Here is a 26,557-nt window from a genome sequence, read left to right as displayed (position 1 = left end):
CTGCTCGTGAGCAGGTGTTTTTAAAGGATTTCATCTGGGTTTTGAGGATGATGATTTCCCTCTTTCTTTTCATCTTTTTGGAACATCGATTGAATTTTATCAATTGTTTGTGGAGCTAATTCAATCATTTTTTCTGCTAAATGTGTCGCATTTTGTAGATGCAGAATATTTACTCCATCTTTATTCACTACAAGAAATGCTACTGGTGTAATAGAAACACCACCCGCGCTACCGCCACCAAATGCAGGGTTACCGTTCGCTCTTTGGCCATCATTCGTTTGGAAATCAGAACCTCCTGCTCCAAAACCGAACGCTACTTTAGAAACCGTTAACACCACACCACCGTCAGCCGTTTGAACAGGCTCTCCAACAATCGTATTTACATCGACCATTTCTTTTAAATTTTCCATTGCCGCTTTCATTAATCCTTGAATTGGATGATCCACCGTTCATAACCTCCTTTGTCATATCTTTCCTAGTTTTTCCGAAAGTTTGTGAACTAAACATAAAATTTTATATTGATTGCAAAAAACTTAAGTTGTAATATTTAGAAAAATAAAAAAGAGGTTGATTCGTTATGATTCGAAAGTTAACAAAGAAAGATCATGAACAAGTATTCGATTATCTAAAAGAAGAAGCAGCCCTTAACTTGTTTATTATTGGGGATTTAGAAGCTTTCGGTTATGAAACAGACTTTCAAGAATTATGGGGCGTATTTAAAGAGAATGGAACATTAAAATCGATTTTACTCCGCTTCTATGATGCATTTATACCCTATAGTAAAGAAGAATTTGTTACCATTGATTATGAGGCACTTATTTCCGCCTATAAGCCGCTTAAACTCTCTGGCAAGTCAAATATTGTTGAACGATTTGAAACCGTTTCAAGTATACAACTAGGTACTAAAAATGAAATGTATTTTTGTGAATGTCTAGATGCTGACAACTTACCTAGTACGCCTGCCCAAGAAACAATTAAACTTGCCACACTAGATGATGTAGAGCGAAGTATGCAATTACGAAGTAACATCGTTGAATTTCCGACTGCTAATGAATCAGAGAAAATATTAAGACAAGCTCTCGAAACAAACACAGGACGTACATACTACATTGAAAAAGACGGCGCTATTATTGCATCTGCCTCTACATCTGCTGAAAATTCATTATCCGCTATGGTAGGACAGGCGAGTTAATTCACCCGAGGTAGGACAAACCTCACAAGGTTAAACTGAATGGTTATCTATGACGGAATCAATATTCTCACAAGTGGTACTCCTCGTAGGTTCAAATAAGTAACACCCCGAGCTGGCTCCCTGAGTCGGCTCTTTTGTTTGCCTCCTCAGTTTTACCCTTACAGTAATTGAAATTATAGTTTGTACACTCTTTGAAACCAGTGAGATAACTCTTGGGACTACTGTTTATTTAGCACAGATCCCCATTTTCACCTACAGTAATCCCCCCTCAGATATCCTAATTTAATGATGCTCTACTTAGTAATTCTATACAAAAAATAAAGCAAGGATTTCTCCCTGCTTCTGTTAGTTTCTTTTATTGAGAAGATTAATCACCAATATTCTTATCTGCCATTCTATACAATTTATATCTATTTTGCCCTCTTCTTTTTTCGATTTCTAAATATAACCTCTAACACTACTACTGTGGTGAATCCTACAGTTAGTTGTAAACCTGTAAACAGCAGTTTATCATTTAGAGGAATATCAGGTGCACTCCACAGTAGTACCGGAGGGATAAATATACCTATGATTACAAGAGTTCTCATTATCTTTCCCATTTTGTTTCCCCTATCGTGTTTTTAAAATCTATACGCATTTTCCGATTTTTTACAATTCCACTAACCTCTCACGTAAAACTAATTCACTCTCATTCAAATATCCTCTATGTATTTCCTCTACAATCTTATCATGATTAAAGCATAACACTTTTTCATCACCTAAATAACCAACCGGATAAAGAACCCCTACATAATCAAAATCACGTTTATCTGCTGAAATGACCATTCTTCCAATAATCATAACAGGTTGTTTTAGATCTTTTAGCTTTACAACTGAACCAATCGGGAAAAGCTCCATCGTCATTCTCCGTTCTTTTTAGATATATTCTTCGACTTGTTACTCAAAATTTCTAATAGATAGGAAATTCCAATACCTATTCCACCAATAATCAATGCTGCAATAGCTGTTAAAAACCTTTTTTCCATTGGTTGCGGAAAAAAGAATGAAGAAAAAAATAAAACCGCGGTAAAAATATACATCAAAATACGTCCTTGTTTAAACATGTGTGATTACTCCTTTTTTTCAGGTTTCAAGAAAAAACCTCCTCCAAAACCTTCGTATGATGCATAAAAACCTTTCTCTTGACCCATGTGAAGCTTATACCCATAAGTCCCTACTCCCAATTCTAAGCGGATTGTTATATCGTGATCACTGAAATACGGAATAATATCCGGAACATCAATTTTCTCTAAAAGCAATTCATACTTGCGCGAACTATATTCCGCACCTACCTTCGCTGTATACTCATCATAACCTACAATACTACTAAAATCGTGCATTTTTTGAGTTACAGTTATATCTTCCATATAAGGAATATCCGTTCTTACATAAGATGTTTCTTGAGCGCGTGCCTCCACTTTTCCACCAATCAAGTTACCACTAGAAGCATCTTCGCGGAGTGTTTCTTTACTATACGGAATATTTAGCTCTGCAGAACCAGTACCGAACTTTGTATTTATTTTACTATCCTTACTTAATTCAAACTCACCATTTACTACTGTACCTTCTAATTTCCCTCCAAGTCGATCTCCTTCAGCACCTTCTGCCTTACCTGTAAGATATTCGACTTTATCATTATTTTTATTAAGAATACCAGAAGCCATCGCAATGGCAACATCCATATTATCTAACTGTTCGAATTTATTAGCAGAATCAAGTAGAAACTTCTCAAGCGGCTCTAATATGGTTATAAATTGAGCCATTTTAAATGATGAATCACGGAAATCCGTATTAAATTTCATATAGGTTGAGCCCAACCAATTACTAGAAATCATATCAATATCTCGTTTTAGTCGCTCCTGTGTTGCAGTTGCATTCGTGATAGTTGATCTAATAGTCCCAGCTACTTTTCCGATTGGTAAAATTTTTATTTATAACTTTCTTCTTTGCTTTTTAATGATATAATCCAATAAAGTAATTCCACCTAACCCCGTTGCCCCCAAAAAAACCATACTAAATGTATATATTACCTTTTCCTTAATTGAATATGGACCCATTAATCCAACAATGATTGCAATTACAACTCCTATAACCATTACAATTTTTGGAATCTTCATCACCTAACTACTCCTTACCCATCTTCTCGAATTTTACAAATCTACACCTTTGGGCTTTACTACTGTTTCCACTTGAAAAAGCTTCATTGTCATTCTCTTCTATCATTTTTTTCCAATAAAGTTCATCAAATATGTAAATCCAATTGCTAATCCGCCAAAAACAAGTACAAAAAAGAAAGTAAGTATACGATCTCCTACTGACTGTGGAAAAAATAATGAGAGTAATGCAATAATAGGTACTGTTATTAAATATATAGTTCTCATTCGCTTGAAAGGTCGCATTTATTTACTCCTTTTTCTATTGAATTTCTCCATAAGATTTATAACAAATGTGTTCCATACTAGAGAAAATCCAGTAAATATAAGAACAGCTAGCGAAACAACAATTTTATCTTTCCACGTTTCTCCATTTATCATAGCTAGTGTGATAAATAGTACTGCTGCTGCACAGATTACTATTTGTGTAACTTTGCGCATAGTAATCCCCTCCTTATACACCTTTATCATCAAATTTTCCCACTTCTTTTATTAATACTCCTTTCTCTAGTTCCTCCGACTCAATCACAATTGCCATCAATCCCTTTTCCGTACTCGTTTCATGAAATTCGCCCTTCTCCCAAAACACAGCCTGTCCCGCTTCCACCTTCACATTTTCTTTATCTGCTCCGCATACATATCCTTCTCCATCCACAATAAGAAGCAGCTGTGATACAACTGCTTCATGATATCCAATTATTCCATTCTCTCGTAAATGCATAGCACCAATATGTACATTTCCTTTATGGTTTAATATTTTTGACATTATGAAATTAGATTGAAATGTTGAGATTTTCTTTCCCACTTTTTCACTAAAATCAAAAATTTTCATTACTAATCCTCCCTATACGTATAAAACCATCCTTACTGTCTGCATCATATGTCCTTCAAAATCTTCTTCAAATTCCTCTAATTGTGCAAAACCTTTCGCTTCATAAAAACGTTTTCCTTTTTCATTCGCTGCTTCTACATGAATGTATAGTTTCCGAATTCCTTTTAATTCCGTTAACCCTTTTTGTAATAAAGCACTTCCTACCCCTTTCCCTTGCTGATCTGGTAACAAATAAATCGCTCCTAATTCTGCTTCGTTTTGCAATCTAACAGGTGAAAAATTCGCAAAGCCAATTACTTCTCCCTCTTCTTCCGCAACGAATAAATGTGTATTTTCAAGACGATATTTCATTTTTTCATCAGAATAGGCCTCGTCTAAAAATCTGTCTTGAATCTCTCTCGGAATAATGCTTTCGTATGTATCATGCCAAGCTATTTTCGCTACGGATTGTACAGCGTGAATATCTTCTTGCTTCATTTCTCTAATTACATATGTCATCTCGTTGTCTCCATTCTCTTTAACTTATATTCTGCTAATATACTAGAAGAAATGGCAGAACCATTTTCATAAATCACTTTAATTAATTTTAATTTCTCAATTGAAGCTGTTGCATAATCAAATTTTTCATATATATATTCCATTACACTTAAAAACTGATTTGCATGTAACTTATTTGCAATCGTGCAATGCGGAACCCATTTTCCTGGTACATAATATGAATTTAAATTATCATGAAAAGTTTTAAAATTATCATGATAAGAATGATGAAGTTTTAACAATTCATCTGTAATGGTCGGTGCTAAAAAGATCGTTCCATTAGTAGGAAAAACTCCAACAGAAGGAAAATTTATTGCAGCCATATTTTCTTGAACAGCTACAAACTCCTCTAATTTCTTAGTATATAAGTTAACATCTACCTCATTGTAATCAGCTAATGTAATATGAGGTTCTACTCCGGCTAATTGATTTGTGCCAATGATATTTGTTATTTCATTTTGTAATTCTATAATTTTATTAGTAAACACACGATCAAATGTAGCAATAATAGCGTACATACTTTCTCACCCCTTCGTTACATATAACGCTTCCCATTCTTCACGAATCATTCCCATTCGAATAGAATCATAGTACGTCCCGTTATAATAACGACATTTTCGCATCCTACCTTCTAAGCTCATTCCTATTTTCTCCGCTACTTTCATCATTCGTTCATTGCCAGACCAAGTCGTGATTCCTACTCTGCCAACCTCCATCTTTTCAAATAGTAAATCTCGATATAACGTTAACGCCTCTGTACCATAACCACCATTCCAGTAATTTGGATTATAAATAACAAGCCCTATCTCTAACCAACGCGTCGGTTTATATTCCCAATAAAACCCGATTGTCCCTATAATTTGACCGTTACTTTCTATAATTAAATTGGATAGAGGTTCCTCTTTTAAACGAGTTTTCATCTTCTCTTTATAAGACGAGTATTCTTGCATTGAAAACGGAAAATACGGTGCATCCCATTTTTTCCATTCTGGATTTTCTTCTTTAAATACGAGATCCCATAATGTTTTTATATCTGATTCTTCAATTGCACGAATTGTAACTTTATCCCCTTTTACTCTTACGTTTTGCATAATTTCCTCCTACACTCCTCTTTATTTCATATATAATTATAATGTTTTTTCAGAAAAATCAAAACAAATATCGTTTATTATATTGTATAATTTTGTTATAAGATACCAATTATTCATGTGGAAAGCTGGTGATTCAATGAATAATCGATTTAGTATTACTTTATTTCTCACTATTATTACAACAAATATTATTCTCTATTTCTTCTTACCATTACGTATTGTTACGAAATGGGACTTCAATGGAACGCCTACATCAACAATGGATAAAAGCACTTTTGTTATCGTAAATATAATTATATGTACCTTCTTATTCTTTTTATTTTTAGCTTTATCTAAAGCAGCGAGTAACCAGAAATTTCTCCTTTGGATTGGCAACACAATTTTACTATTTTTATTTTTTGTCGATATTGTCATTGCTCTCATCGCTCTTGGCTTCACTCTTCCTCTTGATCATTTAATATTTTTAGCATTAGGGCTTTTATTTATATTAATAGGCTATTTCAGTTCCAAAATCGATACGAGTAAATCAACGGTTTCATTGGAATGGAATGATAAACATCTTGAAAAAAGAGCTTCAAATATTTGTAGTATTTCAATGATAATAGCAGGTATTTTCCTAGCCGGGCTTCCATTTATCGTTCCTGTTCCGTATAGAGGTTATGCTATAATCGCAATTATTTTAGGAATGACGCTTGCCATTTTACCGAGTACGATTTACTTACTTATGAAAGACAGCAAGCAATCTACTCATTTAAAAAGGTAATAAAAAAATAGGAGGTTCTATACCTCCTATTTCAGCTAAACGTTTTCTTTTTCATTTTTTCTATCTCAACTAAAATCCCTTTCTCTATCCAGCCTTCTATTCCATCTCTTTTCACTAAATCATATCCTGAACAGCTTCCATCAATGAGAGAAACAATGTCCCCTTTCCTTACACATATTTGTGCACAAGAAATATCGGTTTTCACTGTGTAATCACCTGACTCAAGCTGCCTAATATATTCATTTTTCACATAAAGTAATGTATTCGTTTCCTTTTGCTTGCATATTGTGTATTCTTGCACCTTCTCCATCGGCTCTATGTAATAATATGGATATGTTACCCCGCCCTGCATTTCTGAATTCGCATTAAAATCTGCTATCACTTCAAACTCTAGAAAATAGTCTACATATGTATAAGAAAACATATCACCTGCTGGTTTCCTTTGAATGATAAATGCGTTTAATTGCCCTGCCTCTTTAATCGCATTTCCCCCATCCATCGCAATAATCTTTTTCTCCTTATCAATAACTGGATTATTAGACGGTGCTTTGTCTGAATAGTTTACAACAGGCCAATGACCGACAACTACATATTTATGTGCTCTATGTGATTTATTGAAAAACTCCGGCATTGCTATCGCATTTTTTCGTTCTGTCTCTTTCCAATCTTCTCTATCTTCAAGGCCAGCATGTACAAAGATATAATCTTCTGTTTCAAGCGCTGTTGGCAATTCTGTCAGCCACTTTATTTCTTTTGAAAAATGGCTCATTAATACTTCCCTTACTTTTTGAATAGGCGTACCTTCATGAATAGAGAAATGCACACACTCTAACCATTCATTAAAAATCGAATGCTTTCTCGTACATAAATAATTGATAAGACCAGGATTTTCATTTAAAAGCGCATCAACTAAAACTTCACAATTCCCTTCAACAACGTGAACATTTGAATTGTTCTTTACAAGATTCATAACGTAGTTTACGACGCCGATGCTGTCTCTTCCTTTCTCACAAAGATCACCATTAATAATTAAATAATCTTCATCTTTAAAGTTAACTTTCTGTAGTAATTCTTTTAAAAGAAGTAATTCTCCATGAATATCAGATATTACGATTACTCTAACATCATTAGGGATTGATAGTTTCTTTATTTTTTCCAAGTGTAAGCGCTCCAATCATTCTCTGTATTATTTACAAAAAAACAATTCAACAACATAAATTATAAACCTTTCTAAATGAAATAGGTTCTATATATTATGTCATATAGAACCTATCCTTCTTTATAATTCTTTATAAAAAGAAAAACTTACCTTATCATAACCTTCTCTTTCATAAAAGCGGTGAGCGTCTAATCTAGGAAACGCTGATGTAAGAACGATGGACTCACATTCGTTTTCCTTTCCCCAGTTCTCTATATAGGAGAGTAATACATTCCCATACCCTTTTGAACGATGTGCTTCTGCTGTTACAAGATCATATACGAAAACATGTTTCTCATTATAAAAATTCGTACAAATCGCTACACCAGCTAGACTAACTGCTTCATCCTCTTCATTACGTAGCGAAAATAGTTTATAATTCTCTTCTTTCATTTTTTGAAACAAAGAACTTGCTTCTTCTCTTGAAAGTTTAGTTCGCAATTGCTGTAATACGGGAAATACATCATGTAAATCCGCTTCTGTTACTACTTCTCTAATATTCATTATGATTCTCCCCTTACTATTTATAAAATTTTCTAAATGTTATATCATCATTATAGAAAGCCACTGTCCTTAGCTTAAGTGACAGTTTTATTCTTTTTTATAAGGCCAGTATGAAAAGGAGCGTCTACGAATGGATCTGACTATCCCATTAGTATTACAAAGTAAAACACCCCTTTACTTACAAATTTATGAATATATGAAACGAGAAATCTCTCATGGATCACTACGTGCCGGTACACGCCTTCCTTCTCACAGAAATTTAGCTATGCAACTTAATGTGAGCCGTATTACAGTGGAATCCGCTTATCAACAATTACTAGCTGAAGGGTATGTAGAAAGCAAACCGAAACGTGGGATTTTTGTTGCAGAAGTTGATATGGATGTCATTCAGAAGAAACAGCAAATTGCGTCAAACAGTGCAAATAATAAAGAAAACGAACAATATGATTATGATTGTAGTCAAGGGCTTATTGATCAAAAAGCTTTTCCGATAACAAACTGGAAAAGAGCATTACACGAAACTTTATTTCAGTATGAAAATGAATTATTTGCTAAGGAAGATCCACAAGGTGAGCTCGTTCTACGAGAACATATTTCAAAGTATTTATATCATGCTCGCGGGGTACATTCTTCACCTGACCAAATTATTATTGGAGCAGGTACGCAGCCTCTTCTTTGGCTACTACTTCAACTACTTGGTTCAAAAAAGGAATTCGGAATCGAAAACCCTGGATTTCACCGTATTCCTGCTATGATTCAAAGTTCTGGTCTTACCGTTCACCCCATCCCTTTAGATGATAAAGGAATTCATATTTCCGCTTTACGTGAATCGGGTTGCAATGTAGCTTATGTCACTCCATCTCACCAATTTCCACTTGGAATCATTATGCCATTATCTAGAAGACTCGAGTTATTAAAATGGGCGAATGATTGTAAGGGCTATATTATTGAAGATGATTACGACGGGGAATTCCGTTATATAGGAAAACCTATTCCTTCTTTACAAGGACTAGATGCAAATGAACGTGTTATTTATATGGGAACTTTCTCGAAATCTTTTTTACCTTCTTTACGAATGGGATATATTGTTTTACCACCTCATCTGTTAAGAGCCTATGAAGAGCTTGGTGGTATGTTTAAACAAACTGTTTCTACGCTGCAGCAACTTACCTTTGCCACCTTTATTCAAAATGGTGATTGGGAACGTCATATTAACCGAAGTCGGACGTTATATAAAAGAAAACATATTTCTTTAATTAAATCTATTACAAACGAGATGGGAAATAACGTTCATATACTCGGTGAACAATCCGGACTTCATATTGTACTTCACGTTCATAACGGGATGAATGAACAAGAACTTATTCATGCAGCCGCAAAAGAACGTATTAAGTTATACCCTCTCTCCACATACGATTCTGTTCATAATGTAATGGATGAATCGTATGTATTGCTCGGTTTTGGCAGTATTCCAGAGGATTGTATCGAAACTGTAGTTCAATTACTGAAGAAAGCCTGGTTCCTTAAATAAGAATAGCTCCACGCAAGTTATACTTGCGTGGAGCTATTTTCATTCACTATTTTTCTGATCTCGCTGCCCTTCCCGGACGTTTGACACCAGTTGTTTCTGTTGAATAGGAAGCTTCAATGATAGCAGTTGGATCTACAGAGAGAACGAGATCTTTCATTTTTGGATAAATGAAACGGTTTGTAATACAATAAATGATTCTCTTATGTTCTCCTAAAAAACCACCTTCTCCATGTAGATACGTAACGGATAATTGCAATTCTTTCATAAGCAGATCGCCTATTTCTTTATTTTTACCAGAAATAATCATGACGCTCTTTCCTTGGTTAATACCATCTAATATGAAATCAATCATCTTCGTAACAATATAGAAAATTGCTAATGAGAACATCGCTTGTTCGATTGAAAATAAAATCGCTACAAATGTGAAAATAACTGCATTTACAGCAAGTAAAAATGTACTAATCGGTACTTTAAAGTGTTTGTTCATCCAAACCGCTAACATTTCTGATCCATCTATTGCGCCACCCATTTTAACAACAATCCCAACGCCTATTCCAAACAGTACGCCACCATAAAGTACAATTAATAATTCAGAAGTTGTAATCGCCGGAAATGGTTTTAAATAGATTAATCCGAGTGTTGTAACTACATTTGCATAAGATGTACGGATGAAGAACTTCTTCCCCATTACTTTTGCAGTAAATAACAGGATAGGAATATTAAGTCCTAAAAACACTCCGTAAAGCGGTAATCCAGCAACTTTATTTGCCATAATAGCAATGGCCGTTACCCCACCATCTACTAAGCCATTAGGTGCTAAAATAAGCTCTAATGAACCCGCTACAATAATCGATCCAATTGTTAATAATACGTATTCAAATACTCTTTTCATTCATTACCCCCAAAACTTATATATTTTCTTAGTATTATTTTAACGTAATTTTACTACTAATTCAAAGATATGAGTTTATATACACAAAAGTTTCACCTTTACAGTGATTTTTTATGTAATTTATTTACAGAAACACACTTACGTATTACAGTAAGTGTGCTCCAAACATTTATTTAAGTTTTAAGTATGAATTCATTTTCATTTTTAATATTTCATCAACTGCCCTATTATAGCCACCAGCATTTCTAAGGGACTCACCAACTTTACGACTATTTTCTTTAAACTTCACATCATCCATTACTTTTTCTACAGTCTCACGTAACAATTCAGAACTTAATTCTTTACGATTAATCCTTATTCCAGCTCCTACTTCACTCACTCGTTGCGCAACTAAAGGCTGATCTCCTGTTACCGGAATTACAACTAACGGGACACCGTAATATAGTGCTTCACTCGAACTATTCATACCACCGTGTGTCACGAATACATCAGCATGCTGTAATATTTCTAATTGCGGTACGTAATTATACAACTTAAAGTTATTCGGAATGTTTTCAAATTGATTTATATTTATCTTCTTACCAACAACTAATACGACTGTCGCTTCTACATCTTTAAACGCTTCAAAACATTTTTCATATAGTTCAGGTTGTTCATTAAAAACTGTTCCCATAGAAATGAAAATCAGTTTTTCATCTTTTAAATCTTCCATAGAAAAGCTGTCTACTTCTTTTCGAGTAGCAATTGATGGGCCGACAAACTTATACGATTCATCGAATACATCTGAACGCGGCTGGTATTCTTTTGAAGTATATACAATAGTAATATCACCAGGATGATTCATAATATCATACATACTATTACATTTCATTCCATACTGCCTATTCCATTTTTCCATTCCCGCTAAACAAGATTGATATAACGGATTCGTTTCATCTACTTGTCTTGATTCTTGTTCATCATTAAAATTAATGTACTGATTAAAAGCAAATGTTGTACAAGAAGAAACGCTAGGTAATTTTAAAACATTGGCTATAATACGTCCTACGGGAAAATGATTATCGTATAGCAAGTAATCGTACTTTTCCCCTTTTGTTTCTTCTACAATTTGAGTCACAATACACTCTGATGCTTCAATCATATGAGATAGCATCGTCAAAGGACTCCCACCTTCATTTACTCGTTCCATAATATTAATTTGAGAGAGGAAATTCTCAAACACTCGGAATTCTGCACCTGTTGCTTCAATCTTCTTTCTATAATCTTCAATACAATACGAAACAACTGTCTCCCCTCGCCGAATTAACTCACTTACAATAGCTAAAGTCGGATTTATATGACCTTCTCCTGGAAAATTTATTACAAGTACATTTGCCATCATATTCTCTCCTATCTAACATTATTAATAATTAATTATATTAATTAATTTAAAACTATTATAAAGGAATCTATTCTAGTTCTTTATATTTTTCTCTTCATTTTATTATTGAGAAATATTTTTCATAACCAACATTATAATTCTTATAAAAGAGCGCTTAACTCTTCATTTACTGAAAATAAGAGATTTAAATTCAGGCATTTTTACAGATTTATCATCAGAAACATTATTTTGATAATTCATACAAAAGTAGAAAAATATAATTTTCACACTGATTTCTCACTATAAATTTATTTAAGTTCTAAGTTGTCCTCATCATTATCCACTTGGAACATATTCTGTTATATAATGAATTTATAGAATTTACAGAAAAAGAGGCGACTTCATGCTACAACAACTATTCACTTCACCTATTTTATCTATTCAAGCTTTACACCCAGGTTATGAAGACCATGCAAGCGATGTGTTTCTCGTCCGAACAGAAGATGCAGAAGTCATCGTTCGTTCTTCTAAAATGAATGAAGAGCCAAATAATGATTATTGGTGGGGATGTAAAAACCTATTTGGAATTGATCCAAGGAACGTACATCATTTAAAAGCTGTACATACATTGCTGCAAGAACATACTAATCTTCCTATCCCAACAATATTAGAAAAACATATTTTAAATGGCCGTGAATTCGTTGTAGCCGAAAAGTTAGTAGGTAACACAGTTCAATCTTTTATCGGGCAACCAGATTCTATTTTATTCAGTCTAGGAAAAGGGCTTGCAGAAATACATACATTTAAAGCCGATTACATAGGAAATGTGTCAGGTTCCTTCCAAATTACACTAGATGAATTCCAATCACACATTTTAAATGTGAATAAAGAGCTTGTGAATATGTTTTATTCCGATAATGAAAGCATACAAAATGCATTTCCTACTTTTGAATCACAACTTTCTTCCTTACCAGCACCAAAGGAATCAACGCTCGTTTTAATTGATATGGACCCTACTCAGTTTTTATCAGATGGTACAACTATTACGGGATTAGTAGATACAGAAGCCTATGCCGTTGCTCCCCGGGAGTTTGATTTTATCGGCTTAGAATATGTGTTTACAGAAAAAGAGGCACATGCTTTTAAACAAGGTTACGAAACCATTATGCCCCTTCCTCATCTTGCAGAATGTAGACCTCCCTATCGATATTTGTACCGGTTATTATCTGTTCAGGGCAGTGTGGAGTTAAAAAAGTGGCTTAGTCATCCATCCTATTTTTAAATACGAATGAGAGGGGTTATGAAATGAATATTGAACAAAAGAAATCTTTAATAGCAAACGAAATTCAGCAAATGAAAGATTTAGCTCATATTTGTGGGCAACACGATCAAATTGATTACTCATCAGATTTACATATAAACTTTTTAACTGCTCGCAATAATGAAGAGGTATATGATTTCCTATTTTATGATAATACTCAATTAATCGGTGCATTAAGTATGTATGATTTTGAAAGACCGACAAAACTGGAGTTAATAGGGTTTGTTCATCCGAACTATAGGAAACAACATATAGGCACTACTCTTTTACAAACCGCAATGAAAGAAATACGAATAAGAGCGGCAGATGAAGCTCTTATTATTATGAATGGGGATTCTGCTTCTGGGAAAGAATTTGCAAAACATATGAAGTTACCTTATTTATATAGTGAATATAGTATGGAGTTCAAAGCAAAAGAAGTACAAAAAACACCAAAGAATACTATACAGTTCCCTCTTGCCTCTTCAGAATCACTTCTTGATCTTATTGAAATTTCTAGTAAAGCTTTTGGAGATTCAGCAAAAAATACCGCTACATGGTTACAAAAAATGATGAATTCCCCTTCCCATCAAGTTTACTGTGCTCTTATCGACGAAAAAGTGATAGGAACGATTACAGTTTCTGAGCAAGATCAATCTACTACACTATCAGGATTCGCCGTTCATCCTTCTTATCAAGGTAAAGGATACGGAAAAGATATTCTTAGTTATATGGTACATACCCTTATTACAAAAGGAATTTCAACAATTGAATTAGACGTCGAAACGAAAAATAACCACGCTTTAAAACTATATACACAATGTGGTTTTGAAATGAAAAAGAAGCATGACTATTATAATGTAATGAATCTTGAGGTGAATACATATGTGTAAAAAACTAATTTATTCTGATTATGATATTTTCGCATCCCTTTATAATAAACATTGGGGGCATTATGCTGAACACTCCTATCTACTTTTGGAAAAACTCGTTTTACAGTATGCACCACCACATTCTCATATTTTAGATCTTTGCTGCGGGACTGGTCACCTTACTAAGAAATTAATTGATAATACTTTTTTAGTAACTGGTATAGATGGTTCTGCTCAAATGATTGAATACGCACGTCAAAACGCGCCAGACGCAACCTTTATCGTCGATGATGCTCGTTATTTCAATATAAATGAGCAATTTCACTATGTTATCTCTACTGGCGATAGCTTAAACCATATTTTAAAATTAGATGAATTAAAAAATGTTTTTCATAATGTTTACTCCGTATTACATAGCGAAGGTACATTCGTATTTGATATGAATATGGAGAAAGGTTTTCTTGAAAATTGGATTGCTTCATTTCATATTTCAGCGGAAGAATATGTATGTACAATTGATTCTACATATGATATAGAAAATAAAAAAGCAGAAATGAACTTTATACTATTTCAGCATGACATAGATAATTCTTGGACAAGAAGTGACTTTTCTTTTGAAGAAGCTTGTTATTATAAAGAAGAAATAATTTCTTCTTTGGAATCCGTAGGTTTTAAGAATATTCAACTACACGGTACGAATAGAGCATTTTTCATTTGTCAAAAATAAAAAAACTGAATCATATCGATTCAGTTTTTTCTTAGTATATTTACGACAGCAGCCGTTTCATTATTTTCTTTATACACTCGCGGGATTCTTCTGTCTAACATACAAGTAACTTCATAGTTAATTGTACCTAACATATCCGCTACTTCTTCTACCGCAATTTCTTCTTCACCTTGTTTACCGTAGAATACTACTTCATCCCCAACTTGTACTGGCATTGCTTTTGAAACGTCTAACATAAGTTGATCCATACAAACACGGCCAATAACAGGTACTCGAACTCCATTTATTAATGCATGCCCTTTATTAGATAACTGACGATTATATCCATCAGCATAGCCAATCGGTACAGTTGCAATCCATTCTTCACCAGTCGTTACATACGTATTCCCATAACTTACACCGCGATTCTTCTTCGCATGTTTAATATGAGCTACTTTTGATTTTAATGACAACGCAGGCTGTAAAGAAACGACTGCATGATCTACCTCTTTTGAAGGATACATTCCATATATTCCAATACCTACACGAACCATATTTTGAAATGTATTGCTAAGCTCCATTGAACCTGCACTATTTGAACTATGAATATATGGAATATGAATTCCTAATTCTTTTGCTGCATTGACAGCTTTCTCAAATAAACTTGTTTGCATATTCGTATATGATTTATCAATTTCATCTGCCGTAGAGTAATGTGTAAACATTCCTACTACCTCTACATACTCCATACGGTTTAATTCTTCTAAAAATGGTTTAACCTCTTCTTCTTGTAAACCGATACGACTCATTCCTGTATCAATTTTCACTTGAATTTGCGCTTTCTTTTGAAGACGGTTTGCGATTTCATTTATACCTTGTAAATCTTCACTTCTATAAACAGTCATCATAACGTCATATTGAATTGCCTCTTCCGCAGCTGCTACTGATGTATAACCTAAAATTAAAATCGGCACGTTAATTCCTGCTTCTCTTAACTCTATCGCTTCATCTACAAATGCAACTGCAAGCTGATCTATTCCTACTTCAATAGCAGCTTTCGCAACTTCAACCGCCCCGTGACCATACCCATTTGCTTTTACAGCAGCCATCATTGCAATATTTTCATCATTCACACGCTTTTTAAATTCTTTTACATTATGTTTTACTGCATTTAAGTCAACTTCAATAATTGTATCTCTTCCATATTTCAAACTCATTGGTCTAACTCCTAACTCAATAATTGCATTCCATTCTATTTCACGTTTCATATGACCTTTTACAATATAATACTTTTCAATATGCTAGTCAAACTACTAGAATTTTCAGAATTTTTAGTATGGTATAATACCCTCAAGAAACTATTATATACGGAGAAGAGGAGAATTACAATGGTTGTTCAATCTGCCTTACATCAACTTAAAGTTGCTGTTGATACTTCTATTCAAATGCTTATGCAATATAAAGAAGACGAATTAAAAATACACCCCATTCACTCAAAGCGGTCATTATTTGAAATGTGGGCACATCTTTCTCTTATTTGCCATGCAGATTTACTCATTTTAAATGGTATTACAGAAAAACAACTACACACTTTCTATAAAGAACAAACGCCCAAAACAATTACGCAAATGCAAAAAACGATGCTACAGGGCTACGATTTACTTTCTAAAACTTTTTTATCCTATTCCAATGAAGAATTAGCGGAAATTAAGACTGCTTATTGGGGTATTTCTTATTCCCGCTTTGAATGGTTACTTGAAATTGTTGCCCACTTTTATCATCATCGTGGGCAAATTCATATTTTATTGTGCGAGCACATTAAAGATCCTAACATACCTTTATTCCAATAAAGGTATGTTAGACGACATGAAAATTCTCTAAAGCAAATAAAATACCACCTTCACTCGCCTTCTTTGTAACGAAATCAGCTTTTGTTTTTAGTACTTCTCCGCCATTCCCCATCGCAATTCCTAATCCTACATATTGCAACATCTCAATATCGTTTCCACCGTCACCAAAAGCAATTGCTTCTGATTTACAAATGTTTAAGTGATCCAATACTTTTTGAATTGCGGTGAGCTTCGATACTTTATTATCTTCCAATACATTTATGACATAACCATGAAAACGGTCGAATGTAAGCATTGGGTATTTTTCAATAAATTTTTGAGATTCTATTTCATCCGCATACAAACATAAACAATAGATCTCTTCAGACAAATCCTTGCTTTTTTCAGGGTACTCCCCTAAATTTAACGTCTCGCTAAGCGCTTGCATTACACGCTCATTATCTGAGGCTATTCCGTTCATTGTAAAACCCTCAGTAAAATAAGAAACGCCGTGACCATGTAATTCTGCAAACTCTGAGATATCATGAACGATTTCACTTGAAAGTACCGATTTATGTAGAACTGTTTCCCCACACTTAATATGTGCACCATTTGCAGAAATAATTGTATGTATGCCCAGCTCTTTAAATTGCGAACATAAGCTATATGGTCTCACTGTTGTAACAACTACGTGAATTCCTTTATCTATTAATCTTTGTATCGCTTCTTTTGTACTTTCGTGCATACTTCTATCAATCTCACTTAAAAGCGTACCGTCAACATCAAAAAACACTACTTTGTACACGGGTCTTTACATCCCGTCCAAATGATTCGTATCATTAATGAAATGTACCGTTTTTTGTTCGCCATCAATTTCAATTAAGCTTATTCCCGTATCTCCCATTTTAAAATAATAGTCCATTGAAATGGGCATTTTGAAAAACGCACGTAATAGACTATTTATTACACCACCGTGTGCAACGATTGCTATCCGTTCATACGTATTCTCTGTCACGATTTTAGAAAAGATTCCTTCTATTCTCATTCTAAATTCAATAAATGATTCCCCATTTTCAAAACGGTCATGAAGAAACTTTGGCTCTGGATATTTCTTTGCTTCTTCAAAAGATAAGCCTGCTTGCACTCCGTTATTAAACTCCATTAATTCCTCTTCTAGTTGAATTGGGCATCCAATTCCTTCAGCTAACGTTTCACCAGTTTCACGAGCACGCTTTAATGTACTTGCCCAAATGAAATCTGGTGGAAAATCTGCTTTCACTTTCTGTACAAGCCTTTGCACTTGCTGTCTTCCTTTTTCTGTTAATTCAAAGTCAGCTCGCCCTTCATGTACGTTTAAGATATCAGCTTCTGATTCTCCGTGGCGTATTAATAATATTTGCACTTGTTTCCCACTCCCTTGTTTAATATCCACAAAATTCCATTATATCATATTTTAAATTTTATTTAACAAAAATATATTACTTTGACAGTTTTTTAACCGTCTAGTAAACGTGTTATTCCACTTAACATTTCCAAACACTCTAAACTTATAATTCTTTGAAAAGTGACAAACAAAAAAGCCCTATCCATAATGGCAAAGGACTAATATTTTTTATCCTACTCAAAAATAAAAAGAGAAATGGCATCCCATTTCTCTTTTTCACTCTTATTGTTCTTTTTGTGTATCTGAAGAAGGCAATTTCTTCGCTTGTTTTTCTTTAAAGATTTCTCCAATGGCCCCGAGAGTACCAAGCGTCTCAATTGCATTAGACGGAATAAAGACTTTATTTGCTGGCCCTTTTGCAACCTCAATCAATGATTCAAATGATTTATAAGCAAGTACGCGTTCATCTAAATCTGCTGCACGAAGTAATTCAATTCGATTTTGTTCTGCTTTTGCAATTTCCTCAATCGCTCTTGCTTCCCCTTGCGCTTCTAGTTCTTTTGCTTCCTTTATACCTTCAGCTTCTCGAATACGTGCTTCTTTATCCCCTTCAGCCATTAAGATTTTACTTTGCTTTTCCCCTTCAGCACGAAGGACTTTATCTTGTTTTGCGGCTTCCGCTTCTAATATGATTGCACGTTTATTACGCTCTGCTTTCATTTGTTTTTCCATTGATGCTTGCACATCTTTCGGCGGATTAATATCAACAACTTCAACACGTTCAATACGAACGCCCCATTTTTCTGTTGCTTCATCAAGTGCTAAGCGAATTTCTGTTGAAATTTTTTCACGACCTGATAACGTTTCATCCAGTTCCATATTACCAATGATTTGACGCATCGTTGCAGAAGTAATGTTACGAACACCATATTCATAGTTTGAAATACCATATGTCGCAAGTTCCGGTTCCACAATTTGATAGAAAATAATTGTATCAATCTCTACTTGTACATTATCTTTCGTAATTACCTTTTGGGGTGGTACATTCGTTTGTTGAATACGTAAGTCATGATATACACGAACTCGATCTACAATCGGGATTAATAAATTTAATCCTGGCTGCATAACACGTTGAAACTTACCAAATCTTTCAACAACTCCAACTTTTTGCTGTGGAATAATTTTAATTGTTAACGCGATAAATGTAACAACAATTAGTGCTAAAATAATCGTTAATGTTAATGCTACTGCCATATTTATTCACTCTCCTTTTTAACTTGTAATATAGTACTATTCCTCTTTATAACAATAACTTTTTCTCCAACATCAATTGGATCATCTGCAATAGCTGTCCAAGTATCTCCATCCACCTTCACAATACCATTCGCTTCATTTGTAATCGCTTGCATAACAATGCCTTTTTTACCGACAAGCAAATCTACTGTATCAGTAAAACCTTTTGCTTCTCGAAAGTTTTTTGAAATTCTTTTCGTAAAGAAAGTCAATGTTAAACTTACAATCGCACCAGCAACAACTTGTAACAGTAGTGCTTCAGGGGCAAACAAAGCAATTAGACCTCCGACAACAGCTCCAATTCCAAGCCAAAGCATATAAAACGTAATCGACAACAGTTCCGCAATAAATAAAATACCAGCTATTATAAACCAAATTACCCAAGCAGCCATATGCAACCCTCGCTTTCTTTCTCATTTTCTATATGTATATGAAGAAAAGAATGGTTTATCCGCCCTTTCTTATACCGGGGCATTTACTACAAGCTATTGTACATATTCACTGTTATAAAAAGCATCAATAAAATACTATATTAATATATTCTTCATTATACATGACATTTCCTTTCAAAAAATGACAAAAAATTAAATTCTTTCACAATTCCAACTTTCAAATTATAATTATTCTAACTATTGGAATGTTTTTCCTCAGGAAGGTTGTGTACTTATTGCAAAATCGTTCACTAATTTACTATTTAGGCTCTAAAATATGCATTACTCTCGCTGACATCGTATACATCATGATTATTACAACTCATATGTATATCACAACGAAATCAGCTACATTAACCGCGCTTTTTCCATTAGTACAAGTCATAACTAATCTTATAGCAAATACATCTGCACCACTTATCATGAATCGTTTTTCATCTTATTCCTTACTTTTCACACTACAATGGACAAAAACTGTTCTATTATTTTTATTAATGATATTATTCCCAGCCCTTTCCTCAAACGTTGTAACACTATTCATTTTCATTTTTTTCATTTCTTTATGTAGCGGCTGGAGCGCACCGTTATTATACGGTATCCTTCCTCGCCTTACACGAAAAGAACAATTAGTAAAAGTAAATAGTATTTTTTCCTTTTCCACACAAATTGCGCAAGCCGCTGCTTATTCATTTACAAGTGTTATAGTTCTTCTTATCGGTGCTACTTCTACACTCATGATGAATAACATTTTGATGATTTTTGGGTGTGTTGCACTACACGTTTCATTACGTTCCATACATACTGAACGAGTAATTGAACCTTCTTCTTCAAAAGGCGCTGCTTTACTGGAAGGTTGGAAACTCTTATTTCAGAACCCCTCTCTCCGTACCGTTACATGTATGGACTTAATTGAGACTTTCGCAGGGACGATATGGATCGGCGCTATTACGATGGCTTATGTAACAACTGTCCTTCATAAAGGAGAAGAATGGTGGGGATATATTAACACAAGTTATTATGTGGGGACGTTAATTGGCGGGATATTAGCGTGGAAAATGAGTACATACATTCAAAACAATTTAATACGCTCCATGGCGATAGGCTCTCTTATGTTTAGTATTCTTACATTTTTATATGGTATGACAAGTAGCGGGTTTATTGCGCTTTTTCTATGCGTTCTAATGGGGCCATGTTATCAAATTAGAGATATTTCTCAAACGACGGTTTTACAATCCAGCGTCGCTCCTTCTTTATTATCCAAAATTTATACAGCACACGGCGCACTTCTTTCAACAGCTTCTGGTCTTTCTATGCTTAGTGTTGGCATTATTACCGATCTGTTCGGTGTTCGTACTATTTATATTCTCGCTTCAATCCTTATATTGTGCTCTGCTTGTTTATCATTTAACTTATTAAAATATGATAAGACAAAGCAAAAAAACATTTCACTTTAATGAACAAAATAAATAGGACAGGAATTCCTGTCCTATTTATTTTATTCATGATAAGTTAGGGATTTTCCGATGCTTTGTCGCTTGTTCAAAAGCGTATGCTAGTTTAATCAAGGTCCCCTCATAAAAAGCAGTGCTTGCAAGAGTAATTCCAAACGGTCTTCCGTTATCCATATATCCCGCAGGTATCGCTATAGACGGATAACCTGCTTTCGCACATATAGTCGAGCCGATATAGGAAGGGAATAGAATCGCATCGAGATTATATTTTTTCAGTGCAAAATCAATACCTTGTTCTTGTGAAAAATATATATCTGCTAATCTTGCATTTAAATATTCTGGATTTCTTAACGTATTAGGAAAATCTTTTCTTCTTTCTAACTTATTTTGTCCATATTTTAAAGCTCTTTCAGCTATGTTTTCATTAAACGCCATTAACTTTGAAATAGAATGTACTGGCATAGTAGAAGGTAATTTAGAAAGATAGTTATCTAAACTATGCTTTAATTCATAGAGCGATACTCCCCAGCTCCATTCTCTATGAAAAGACGGAATATCAATATTTTCTACTACTGTTGCTCCCTCACTACGCAATACTTCAATCGTTTCCTTAAACAATTTTTCATCATATTCACCAGTTTCATAATAATCTTTTGGTGCATTGCTATATACACCAATCTTTGCTCCATGTAAACCGTTAACATCAAGATATTTTGTATAATCATGTTCTGCTATACCTTCACTTTTATGAGTAGCTACATCCTTCTCGTCTACCCCAGTTAAACTCCCTAGCAAAATAGCAGCGTCTGTAACCGTTCTAGCAAATGGACCAGCTGTATCTTGCGAATACGTGAACGGAATAATGCCTCTACGACTAATTAGACCAACAGTCGGTTTAATACCGACTACAGAATTTTGAACAGCCGGGCTTAAAATAGAAGCATCCGTTTCCGTTCCAACAGATACTACTGTAAAGTTAGCAGCAACTGCAATCGCAGACCCCGTACTAGAGCCACCAACAAACATATCATCCTCGCCCGTCCCATATGGATTGATTGTTTGTCCACCTCTTGCACTATATCCAGCCCACATGTCAAAAGACATTGCATTTGCTAATTCTGTCATATTTGTTTTTCCTATTATTACTGCTCCTGCTTCTCGAAGTTTCGTAACGAGAAATGCATCTTCACTACTTATATTTTGTTCCAAGGCAATCGTACCTGCACTTGTATGCATAGAGTCATTCGTTTCAATATTGTCCTTAAGTAAAACAGGTATACCATGTAATGGTCCCCGTCCACCTTTTGTCTTTCTTTCATAATCTAACGCTTCTGCAATAAAAATAGCGTCTGGATTGATTTCTAAAATAGAATTGATTTTTGGTCCTTCTTGATCATATTTCGCGATTCTATGAAGATAATGCATAACTAATTCTTTTGAAGTTAATTGCCCAGCTTCCATCGCTACTTGTATATCATGAATTGTTAATTCTTTTTGTAATCCAGCATTGAACTGAATCTCCATCTTCATTCTCCTTCTTTAAAAGCTTTTATTGATAACGTGTATCTATTACTTTTTCATTTTCTCCGCTCCTCGCATATACAACTACAATCCCTTTCAAAGAATTCAACTTACCAATGTAAAAACCTTTTATTTCCTGAAAAATAAAAAAAGTCTGAAACGATTAAATTTCCGCTCCAGACTCTTTTATTACTTTACATATACCTCATCTAACAAATGTAAAAACTCACCTTGTTTCCCAGCTAATGCAGGGCATTTTGCAATATCCATCCATTCGTAGCAAAATACTAATCCTTGATCTTCCTCACCAGCACTTACAATATGTTCCCAATCATCTTTTACATCTGTTAGTAAAGTTACGTGGAAAAAATGCCGCTTTTGATATTCCTTTTTCTCTTTCACAAGTATGATGTAATCGGCTAGGAATCTTTCTATGCATAAATGACGTAATCCAGACTCTTCCTGTACTTCACGTAAAATTGCTGCTTCTAACGTTTCCCCTTCGTCAACTGTTCCCCCTGGTACTTGTATACCAGCTTCAGGTATATCACGATGTTTAAAAACAAGCAGTTGCATAACTCCTTCTTTTTCTCTTGTCACATATGCGTGTACTTTTTTCTTATATAACACCGTCATAATCCTTCTCTCCCCTCAATTACTCACTGCGTTACTTCTTCAAGCGTCAGCTGATTTTCATATAAATATGTAGCTTGTGGGTTACCCACATACCTTACGTGCCATGGTTCATATCGATAGCCCGTAAGCGATTCTTTCTCTTTTGTATATCGAATTACAAACCCAAATTTATGGGCATTTTCAGACAGCCACTGCCCTTCTTTCGTTTCACCAAAAATTGTCTCTAGCTGAAACTTAGCAGCTTGAGATGTAATATCCATAGCAAGCCCTGTTTGATGTTCACTCGTACCAGGAACCGCACTCGACATCGCTGTTTTTACTTCTCCATCTTGCTTTTTATACATCGTATTTAATGCTTTTTGTCGATCGAAAGATCTAAATCCCGATACTGCAAATAAGAAAATATGCTCCTTATCAGCTTGCTGAAACATTTCCTCTAGCGCCCCTGCTGCTTCTTTCCTCATTTTTTTCTTTTCTTGATCACCTTCACTTGAGTAGCGCACTTTCGGAATAACTAAATCTGGCGGTCTGTATCCATCTGGTAAACGTCTACTTTTATTCACAAGCACAAGCATCGAATTCGGATTACTAATTACCGCAATATCACCATCCATATTGGCAATCGTTTCTTTCGCTTTCGGAAATATGTTATTCACATTTACCTCGCGCGCCTGCTTATCCTTATACATTTTATAATTGATTCCTGCTACTCCAACAATGAGTATCATCGCTACGATACCAAGTAGTATCCATCTTTTTTTCATATAACGACCTCTTATTTTAATAATTTGGCCATTTCATACTCATCGATGTTCTCTCCACCGATAATAAGAGCTGCTCTTTTGACACCTTCTTTCTCAAATCCAACTTTTTTATATAGTGCCTGAGCTCTTGTATTGTGGGCCATTACCGTTAATTCTAAACGCCATACATCATGTAATCTTGCCCACTTCTCAGCCTCTTTAAACAATCTCGTCCCAATACCTCGCCCGCTATACTCTTGCAAAATACCAATTACAATACTTGCTACATGTCTCTTTCTTTGAATATTATTTCCATTCACTAAAATAAACCCTACTATACTTTCTTCTTCAACTGCTACGAATATTGTTGCATATTCATTTTCTATAAAGCGATGAATCATTTGTTCTTGTTGCTCGGCTGTAAATTTTCTTTCTCCTGGTTCATATAGCATAAATTTCGTTTCTTCATCTAGTTGCTTACTTAATTGCAAAAATGGTGCTGCATCTTCTATTTTGATCTCCCTAATCACTTTTATCACCCTACCAGTTTTATAATAAAAAGTTTTCCTTGTAAAAAGATTTTCTCTACTTTTCCGAAAATCCCTTTGTAAATCTCCCAGTATAATTTGACAAATTTCGATATTATCATAACAACGGCAAATTATGTCTATTCTGTGACACCTCATCATTACAAAGAAAAAACGCAAGCTTTACACTCACGTTTTTTCAGACTCTCCCACTAATTTATGTTTCATTTTATCCATTCACCTTTTCCGCCTGCCAGAAATATTCACCAAACGCTTTTGCAAGTACATCAATTGATCGATTTAGTTCTTCCTCCGTATTATCTACGCCACCAACTTCAATTAATATCGCTTGTCCTGATAAGTCTTGATTGTAGACACCATTTCCTGTTTGGAATCCTTTTTGAATGACACCACGACTGACTCCTGGATATTTCTTATTAATTTCCTCATGAAGAGCTGTTGCTAATTGTAAGTTCTTTTCATAATTTTTATTGCCTTTCCCTATTACGAAAGCAAGCTTTGCATATGATTTATCTCCAATTGCTTTTGTCGTGACATTTTTCCGAGCACTATCACGATGCAAGTCAAAGAAGTACTGCAGTTCTTTATTACCTGTCATTGCTTCTTGTACAATTTCCCGTGACACTTTGTAAGAACTATTACTATTTAACCCTTTACTAATCAACTTTTGGCCGACATCAGTCTTGTCGTTAGTAGCTCCTATCCCTTCACTTTCTAATTGTTCACGAAATCGATCGCCCACTATTGAAATATTAGTGACGGAACTTGTTGCTTTATTCGGATTTGGATCGTTTGCTAAATTTAGTAACGGCAAATAAGATTCCCAACTATGCGAATGATAAATAAGCGCAACTTGTCTTTTTCCTGTTGTTTGAGCCGGTTGCTTTTTCTCTTTGTTCGTATTCGGCTTTTGAGCCTGCCCACCTTCACCAGTTCGTTCTTTTACCACTTCTTCAAGCGGAACGCTCGACTCTATCGGTAAGTTAGAGTAATTTGTCCCTTCACCCGCAATAACAATTTCTGTATCGTACTTTCCAAAACCAGGTAGCTCTTTTCCGACAAAACTGCGTACATCATTAAAACGAATATTCGTAGCCATAGAAAAGAGAAACGAAGAAATTGAAAATTCTTGATTTAAATTTCGATACTCCTGTGTAAAATAATGATTCTCTTTCCCAAGAACGTACATGTAACCATTCATCGATAACTCATTTAACCAATTATATAAATACGTTGACTTTGTCTCTTTCATAGAGGTTACCATCATACTAATAAGAAAAAAAGTCGCTAGTACTGTAGTAATAATAAATAAAACTAACTTACGTACACTTGTGAACTTCACATAAAAAAAGCCTCGATTCATACTATCACCCTCTCTATTTCAAGTTATGTACAAGCTCTAGAGAATAGACCGTCTAAATTCCGGCTATATTGTTAATGAGGTGAAATGAATTGAAGCTACTAATAGGAACATTACCCATTGTACTATCATTTATTTTTTATTGGCTTGCTAAGCATCCTACAATCCGTGTTGCTTTACATATTTCAGCGTACTTAGCACTTTATGTACTCGGTACAATTATTTCTATTAATATATATGATGTTTTAATACAAGATTTAGTTTTCATGACAAGCATTCATGGAATTTTACTAAATCCATTTTTTCTTATATCAGGAGCATATATAGGGATATACACCTTGCACTTAATCTTGTCTTACGTTATTACGAAAATAAAAAATGGAGCGTAATA

Annotated in this window: 34 protein-coding genes and 1 pseudogene; 9 read left to right on the top strand and 26 right to left on the bottom strand. The window is 34.5% G+C overall.

The features are described from left to right. Positions 1-20: 20 nt before the first annotated feature. Positions 21-446, bottom strand: coding sequence for a GerW family sporulation protein (gene ytfJ / locus ACSG5Z_RS02850; protein ID WP_000349987.1), 426 nt, complete (start codon positions 444-446; stop codon positions 21-23). A gap of 131 nt (positions 447-577) precedes the next feature. Between ytfJ and ACSG5Z_RS02845 the strand changes: the two are divergent. Further along, a pseudogene (locus tag ACSG5Z_RS02845) lies at positions 578-1,177 on the top strand (GNAT family N-acetyltransferase); the annotation flags it as partial. A gap of 425 nt (positions 1,178-1,602) precedes the next feature. Here ACSG5Z_RS02845 and ACSG5Z_RS02840 read toward each other — a convergent pair. The 11 genes from ACSG5Z_RS02840 to ACSG5Z_RS02790 all read right to left on the bottom strand — a co-directional run bounded on the left by ACSG5Z_RS02840 (position 1,603) and on the right by ACSG5Z_RS02790 (position 5,844). Further along, positions 1,603-1,791 (bottom strand): hypothetical protein, encoded by a 189-nt coding sequence (locus ACSG5Z_RS02840; RefSeq protein WP_087982695.1) that lies wholly within the window; start codon positions 1,789-1,791, stop codon positions 1,603-1,605. A gap of 49 nt (positions 1,792-1,840) precedes the next feature. Next, on the bottom strand, positions 1,841-2,089 hold the full coding sequence (locus ACSG5Z_RS02835; RefSeq protein ID WP_087982697.1) for a DUF4176 domain-containing protein: 249 nt from the start codon (positions 2,087-2,089) through the stop codon (positions 1,841-1,843). 2 nt (positions 2,090-2,091) lie between these two features. Further along, the gene (locus tag ACSG5Z_RS02830) at positions 2,092-2,295 is read right to left on the bottom strand and encodes a hypothetical protein (protein ID WP_000476182.1); all 204 of its coding nucleotides are present in this window, start codon (positions 2,293-2,295) and stop codon (positions 2,092-2,094) included. A 6-nt stretch (positions 2,296-2,301) separates the two neighbouring features. Beyond that, positions 2,302-3,162, bottom strand: coding sequence for a WXG100 family type VII secretion target (locus ACSG5Z_RS02825; protein WP_435711248.1), 861 nt, complete (start codon positions 3,160-3,162; stop codon positions 2,302-2,304). Continuing rightward, positions 3,163-3,348 (bottom strand): hypothetical protein, encoded by a 186-nt coding sequence (locus tag ACSG5Z_RS02820; protein ID WP_098088324.1) that lies wholly within the window; start codon positions 3,346-3,348, stop codon positions 3,163-3,165. It lies immediately after the preceding gene. A 102-nt stretch (positions 3,349-3,450) separates the two neighbouring features. Continuing rightward, positions 3,451-3,630, bottom strand: coding sequence for a hypothetical protein (locus tag ACSG5Z_RS02815; protein ID WP_087982706.1), 180 nt, complete (start codon positions 3,628-3,630; stop codon positions 3,451-3,453). Beyond that, positions 3,631-3,825, bottom strand: coding sequence for a hypothetical protein (locus ACSG5Z_RS02810; protein ID WP_087982708.1), 195 nt, complete (start codon positions 3,823-3,825; stop codon positions 3,631-3,633). Positions 3,826-3,838: 13 nt separating this feature from the next. Beyond that, a complete protein-coding gene (locus ACSG5Z_RS02805) occupies positions 3,839-4,216 on the bottom strand; it encodes a cupin (RefSeq protein ID WP_435710620.1) in 378 nt (125 codons plus the stop codon). 12 nt (positions 4,217-4,228) lie between these two features. Next, positions 4,229-4,714, bottom strand: coding sequence for a GNAT family N-acetyltransferase (locus tag ACSG5Z_RS02800; RefSeq protein WP_087982712.1), 486 nt, complete (start codon positions 4,712-4,714; stop codon positions 4,229-4,231). After that, positions 4,711-5,271, bottom strand: a complete 561-nt coding sequence (locus ACSG5Z_RS02795; protein WP_435710619.1) for a 2'-5' RNA ligase family protein — start codon at positions 5,269-5,271, stop codon at positions 4,711-4,713. The genes ACSG5Z_RS02800 and ACSG5Z_RS02795 overlap by 4 nt, the downstream gene beginning before the upstream one ends. Positions 5,272-5,277: 6 nt before the next feature. Then, on the bottom strand, positions 5,278-5,844 hold the full coding sequence (locus tag ACSG5Z_RS02790; RefSeq protein ID WP_435710618.1) for a GNAT family N-acetyltransferase: 567 nt from the start codon (positions 5,842-5,844) through the stop codon (positions 5,278-5,280). Positions 5,845-5,980: 136 nt separating this feature from the next. On the opposite strand from ACSG5Z_RS02790, the gene ACSG5Z_RS02785 reads away from it, so the two are divergent. After that, the gene (locus tag ACSG5Z_RS02785) at positions 5,981-6,607 is read left to right on the top strand and encodes a DUF1648 domain-containing protein (RefSeq protein WP_088063418.1); all 627 of its coding nucleotides are present in this window, start codon (positions 5,981-5,983) and stop codon (positions 6,605-6,607) included. A gap of 31 nt (positions 6,608-6,638) precedes the next feature. Here ACSG5Z_RS02785 and ACSG5Z_RS02780 read toward each other — a convergent pair whose 3' ends face one another. Beyond that, positions 6,639-7,766: a metallophosphoesterase gene (locus ACSG5Z_RS02780; protein WP_435710617.1), complete on the bottom strand. Its 1,128-nt coding sequence runs from the start codon at positions 7,764-7,766 to the stop codon at positions 6,639-6,641. A gap of 120 nt (positions 7,767-7,886) precedes the next feature. Beyond that, on the bottom strand, positions 7,887-8,309 hold the full coding sequence (locus ACSG5Z_RS02775) for a GNAT family N-acetyltransferase (protein ID WP_087982720.1): 423 nt from the start codon (positions 8,307-8,309) through the stop codon (positions 7,887-7,889). Positions 8,310-8,439: 130 nt separating this feature from the next. On the opposite strand from ACSG5Z_RS02775, the gene pdxR reads away from it, so the two are divergent. After that, a complete protein-coding gene (pdxR, locus tag ACSG5Z_RS02770) occupies positions 8,440-9,840 on the top strand; it encodes a MocR-like pyridoxine biosynthesis transcription factor PdxR (RefSeq protein WP_435710616.1) in 1,401 nt (466 codons plus the stop codon). A gap of 46 nt (positions 9,841-9,886) precedes the next feature. Here pdxR and ACSG5Z_RS02765 read toward each other — a convergent pair whose 3' ends face one another. Continuing rightward, positions 9,887-10,732, bottom strand: coding sequence for a YitT family protein (locus ACSG5Z_RS02765; protein ID WP_000831975.1), 846 nt, complete (start codon positions 10,730-10,732; stop codon positions 9,887-9,889). A 169-nt stretch (positions 10,733-10,901) separates the two neighbouring features. Continuing rightward, a complete protein-coding gene (locus tag ACSG5Z_RS02760) occupies positions 10,902-12,110 on the bottom strand; it encodes a macrolide family glycosyltransferase (RefSeq protein ID WP_435710615.1) in 1,209 nt (402 codons plus the stop codon). A gap of 385 nt (positions 12,111-12,495) precedes the next feature. On the opposite strand from ACSG5Z_RS02760, the gene ACSG5Z_RS02755 reads away from it, so the two are divergent. Genes ACSG5Z_RS02755 through ACSG5Z_RS02745 form a run of 3 tightly spaced genes read left to right on the top strand, consistent with a single transcriptional unit; the run spans position 12,496 to position 14,991 of the window. Beyond that, positions 12,496-13,374, top strand: a complete 879-nt coding sequence (locus tag ACSG5Z_RS02755) for a protein kinase family protein (RefSeq protein WP_435710614.1) — start codon at positions 12,496-12,498, stop codon at positions 13,372-13,374. A 23-nt stretch (positions 13,375-13,397) separates the two neighbouring features. After that, on the top strand, positions 13,398-14,285 hold the full coding sequence (locus ACSG5Z_RS02750) for a GNAT family N-acetyltransferase (protein WP_098856746.1): 888 nt from the start codon (positions 13,398-13,400) through the stop codon (positions 14,283-14,285). Further along, positions 14,278-14,991, top strand: a complete 714-nt coding sequence (locus ACSG5Z_RS02745) for a class I SAM-dependent methyltransferase (RefSeq protein WP_435710613.1) — start codon at positions 14,278-14,280, stop codon at positions 14,989-14,991. The genes ACSG5Z_RS02750 and ACSG5Z_RS02745 overlap by 8 nt, the downstream gene beginning before the upstream one ends. A 20-nt stretch (positions 14,992-15,011) precedes the next feature. Here the strand turns inward: ACSG5Z_RS02745 and alr are convergent, their stop codons facing one another. Continuing rightward, on the bottom strand, positions 15,012-16,187 hold the full coding sequence (alr, locus tag ACSG5Z_RS02740) for an alanine racemase (protein WP_033662679.1): 1,176 nt from the start codon (positions 16,185-16,187) through the stop codon (positions 15,012-15,014). Between the two features lie 171 nt (positions 16,188-16,358). On the opposite strand from alr, the gene ACSG5Z_RS02735 reads away from it, so the two are divergent. Further along, positions 16,359-16,820, top strand: a complete 462-nt coding sequence (locus ACSG5Z_RS02735; RefSeq protein ID WP_098856744.1) for a DinB family protein — start codon at positions 16,359-16,361, stop codon at positions 16,818-16,820. Positions 16,821-16,827: 7 nt separating this feature from the next. On the opposite strand, the gene ACSG5Z_RS02730 is transcribed toward ACSG5Z_RS02735, so the two are convergent. The 4 genes from ACSG5Z_RS02730 to ACSG5Z_RS02715 form a co-directional block, all read right to left on the bottom strand. After that, the gene (locus tag ACSG5Z_RS02730; protein WP_435710612.1) at positions 16,828-17,604 is read right to left on the bottom strand and encodes a Cof-type HAD-IIB family hydrolase; all 777 of its coding nucleotides are present in this window, start codon (positions 17,602-17,604) and stop codon (positions 16,828-16,830) included. A gap of 6 nt (positions 17,605-17,610) precedes the next feature. After that, the gene (locus tag ACSG5Z_RS02725; RefSeq protein ID WP_033656322.1) at positions 17,611-18,201 is read right to left on the bottom strand and encodes a histidine phosphatase family protein; all 591 of its coding nucleotides are present in this window, start codon (positions 18,199-18,201) and stop codon (positions 17,611-17,613) included. Between the two features lie 264 nt (positions 18,202-18,465). Next, positions 18,466-19,437: an SPFH domain-containing protein gene (locus tag ACSG5Z_RS02720; RefSeq protein ID WP_088063126.1), complete on the bottom strand. Its 972-nt coding sequence runs from the start codon at positions 19,435-19,437 to the stop codon at positions 18,466-18,468. 2 nt (positions 19,438-19,439) lie between these two features. After that, a complete protein-coding gene (locus ACSG5Z_RS02715) occupies positions 19,440-19,868 on the bottom strand; it encodes an NfeD family protein (protein ID WP_087982739.1) in 429 nt (142 codons plus the stop codon). A 275-nt stretch (positions 19,869-20,143) separates the two neighbouring features. On the opposite strand from ACSG5Z_RS02715, the gene ACSG5Z_RS02710 reads away from it, so the two are divergent. Further along, positions 20,144-21,361, top strand: coding sequence for an MFS transporter (locus ACSG5Z_RS02710; protein ID WP_435710611.1), 1,218 nt, complete (start codon positions 20,144-20,146; stop codon positions 21,359-21,361). Between the two features lie 45 nt (positions 21,362-21,406). Here the strand turns inward: ACSG5Z_RS02710 and ACSG5Z_RS02705 are convergent, their stop codons facing one another. The 5 genes from ACSG5Z_RS02705 to spoIIP form a co-directional block, all read right to left on the bottom strand. Beyond that, positions 21,407-22,882, bottom strand: a complete 1,476-nt coding sequence (locus ACSG5Z_RS02705; protein ID WP_435710610.1) for an amidase family protein — start codon at positions 22,880-22,882, stop codon at positions 21,407-21,409. 186 nt (positions 22,883-23,068) lie between these two features. Beyond that, positions 23,069-23,515, bottom strand: a complete 447-nt coding sequence (locus ACSG5Z_RS02700) for an NUDIX hydrolase (RefSeq protein WP_048543093.1) — start codon at positions 23,513-23,515, stop codon at positions 23,069-23,071. Positions 23,516-23,538: 23 nt separating this feature from the next. Beyond that, positions 23,539-24,279, bottom strand: coding sequence for a M15 family metallopeptidase (locus ACSG5Z_RS02695; protein ID WP_088063125.1), 741 nt, complete (start codon positions 24,277-24,279; stop codon positions 23,539-23,541). Positions 24,280-24,290: 11 nt separating this feature from the next. Further along, positions 24,291-24,788, bottom strand: a complete 498-nt coding sequence (locus ACSG5Z_RS02690; RefSeq protein WP_048543098.1) for a GNAT family N-acetyltransferase — start codon at positions 24,786-24,788, stop codon at positions 24,291-24,293. Between the two features lie 226 nt (positions 24,789-25,014). After that, positions 25,015-26,169: a stage II sporulation protein SpoIIP gene (spoIIP, locus tag ACSG5Z_RS02685; protein ID WP_262748166.1), complete on the bottom strand. Its 1,155-nt coding sequence runs from the start codon at positions 26,167-26,169 to the stop codon at positions 25,015-25,017. A gap of 89 nt (positions 26,170-26,258) precedes the next feature. Between spoIIP and ACSG5Z_RS02680 the strand changes: the two genes are divergently transcribed. Then, positions 26,259-26,555 (top strand): hypothetical protein, encoded by a 297-nt coding sequence (locus ACSG5Z_RS02680; protein WP_048543102.1) that lies wholly within the window; start codon positions 26,259-26,261, stop codon positions 26,553-26,555. Positions 26,556-26,557 lie beyond the last annotated feature (2 nt).

Source organism: Bacillus pretiosus (assembly GCF_051294775.1).
In the GTDB taxonomy this organism is placed as follows: domain Bacteria; phylum Bacillota; class Bacilli; order Bacillales; family Bacillaceae_G; genus Bacillus_A; species Bacillus_A wiedmannii.
The sequence above is the reverse complement of the archived record's forward strand: the minus strand, read 5'-3'. Positions and strand labels throughout refer to the sequence as shown.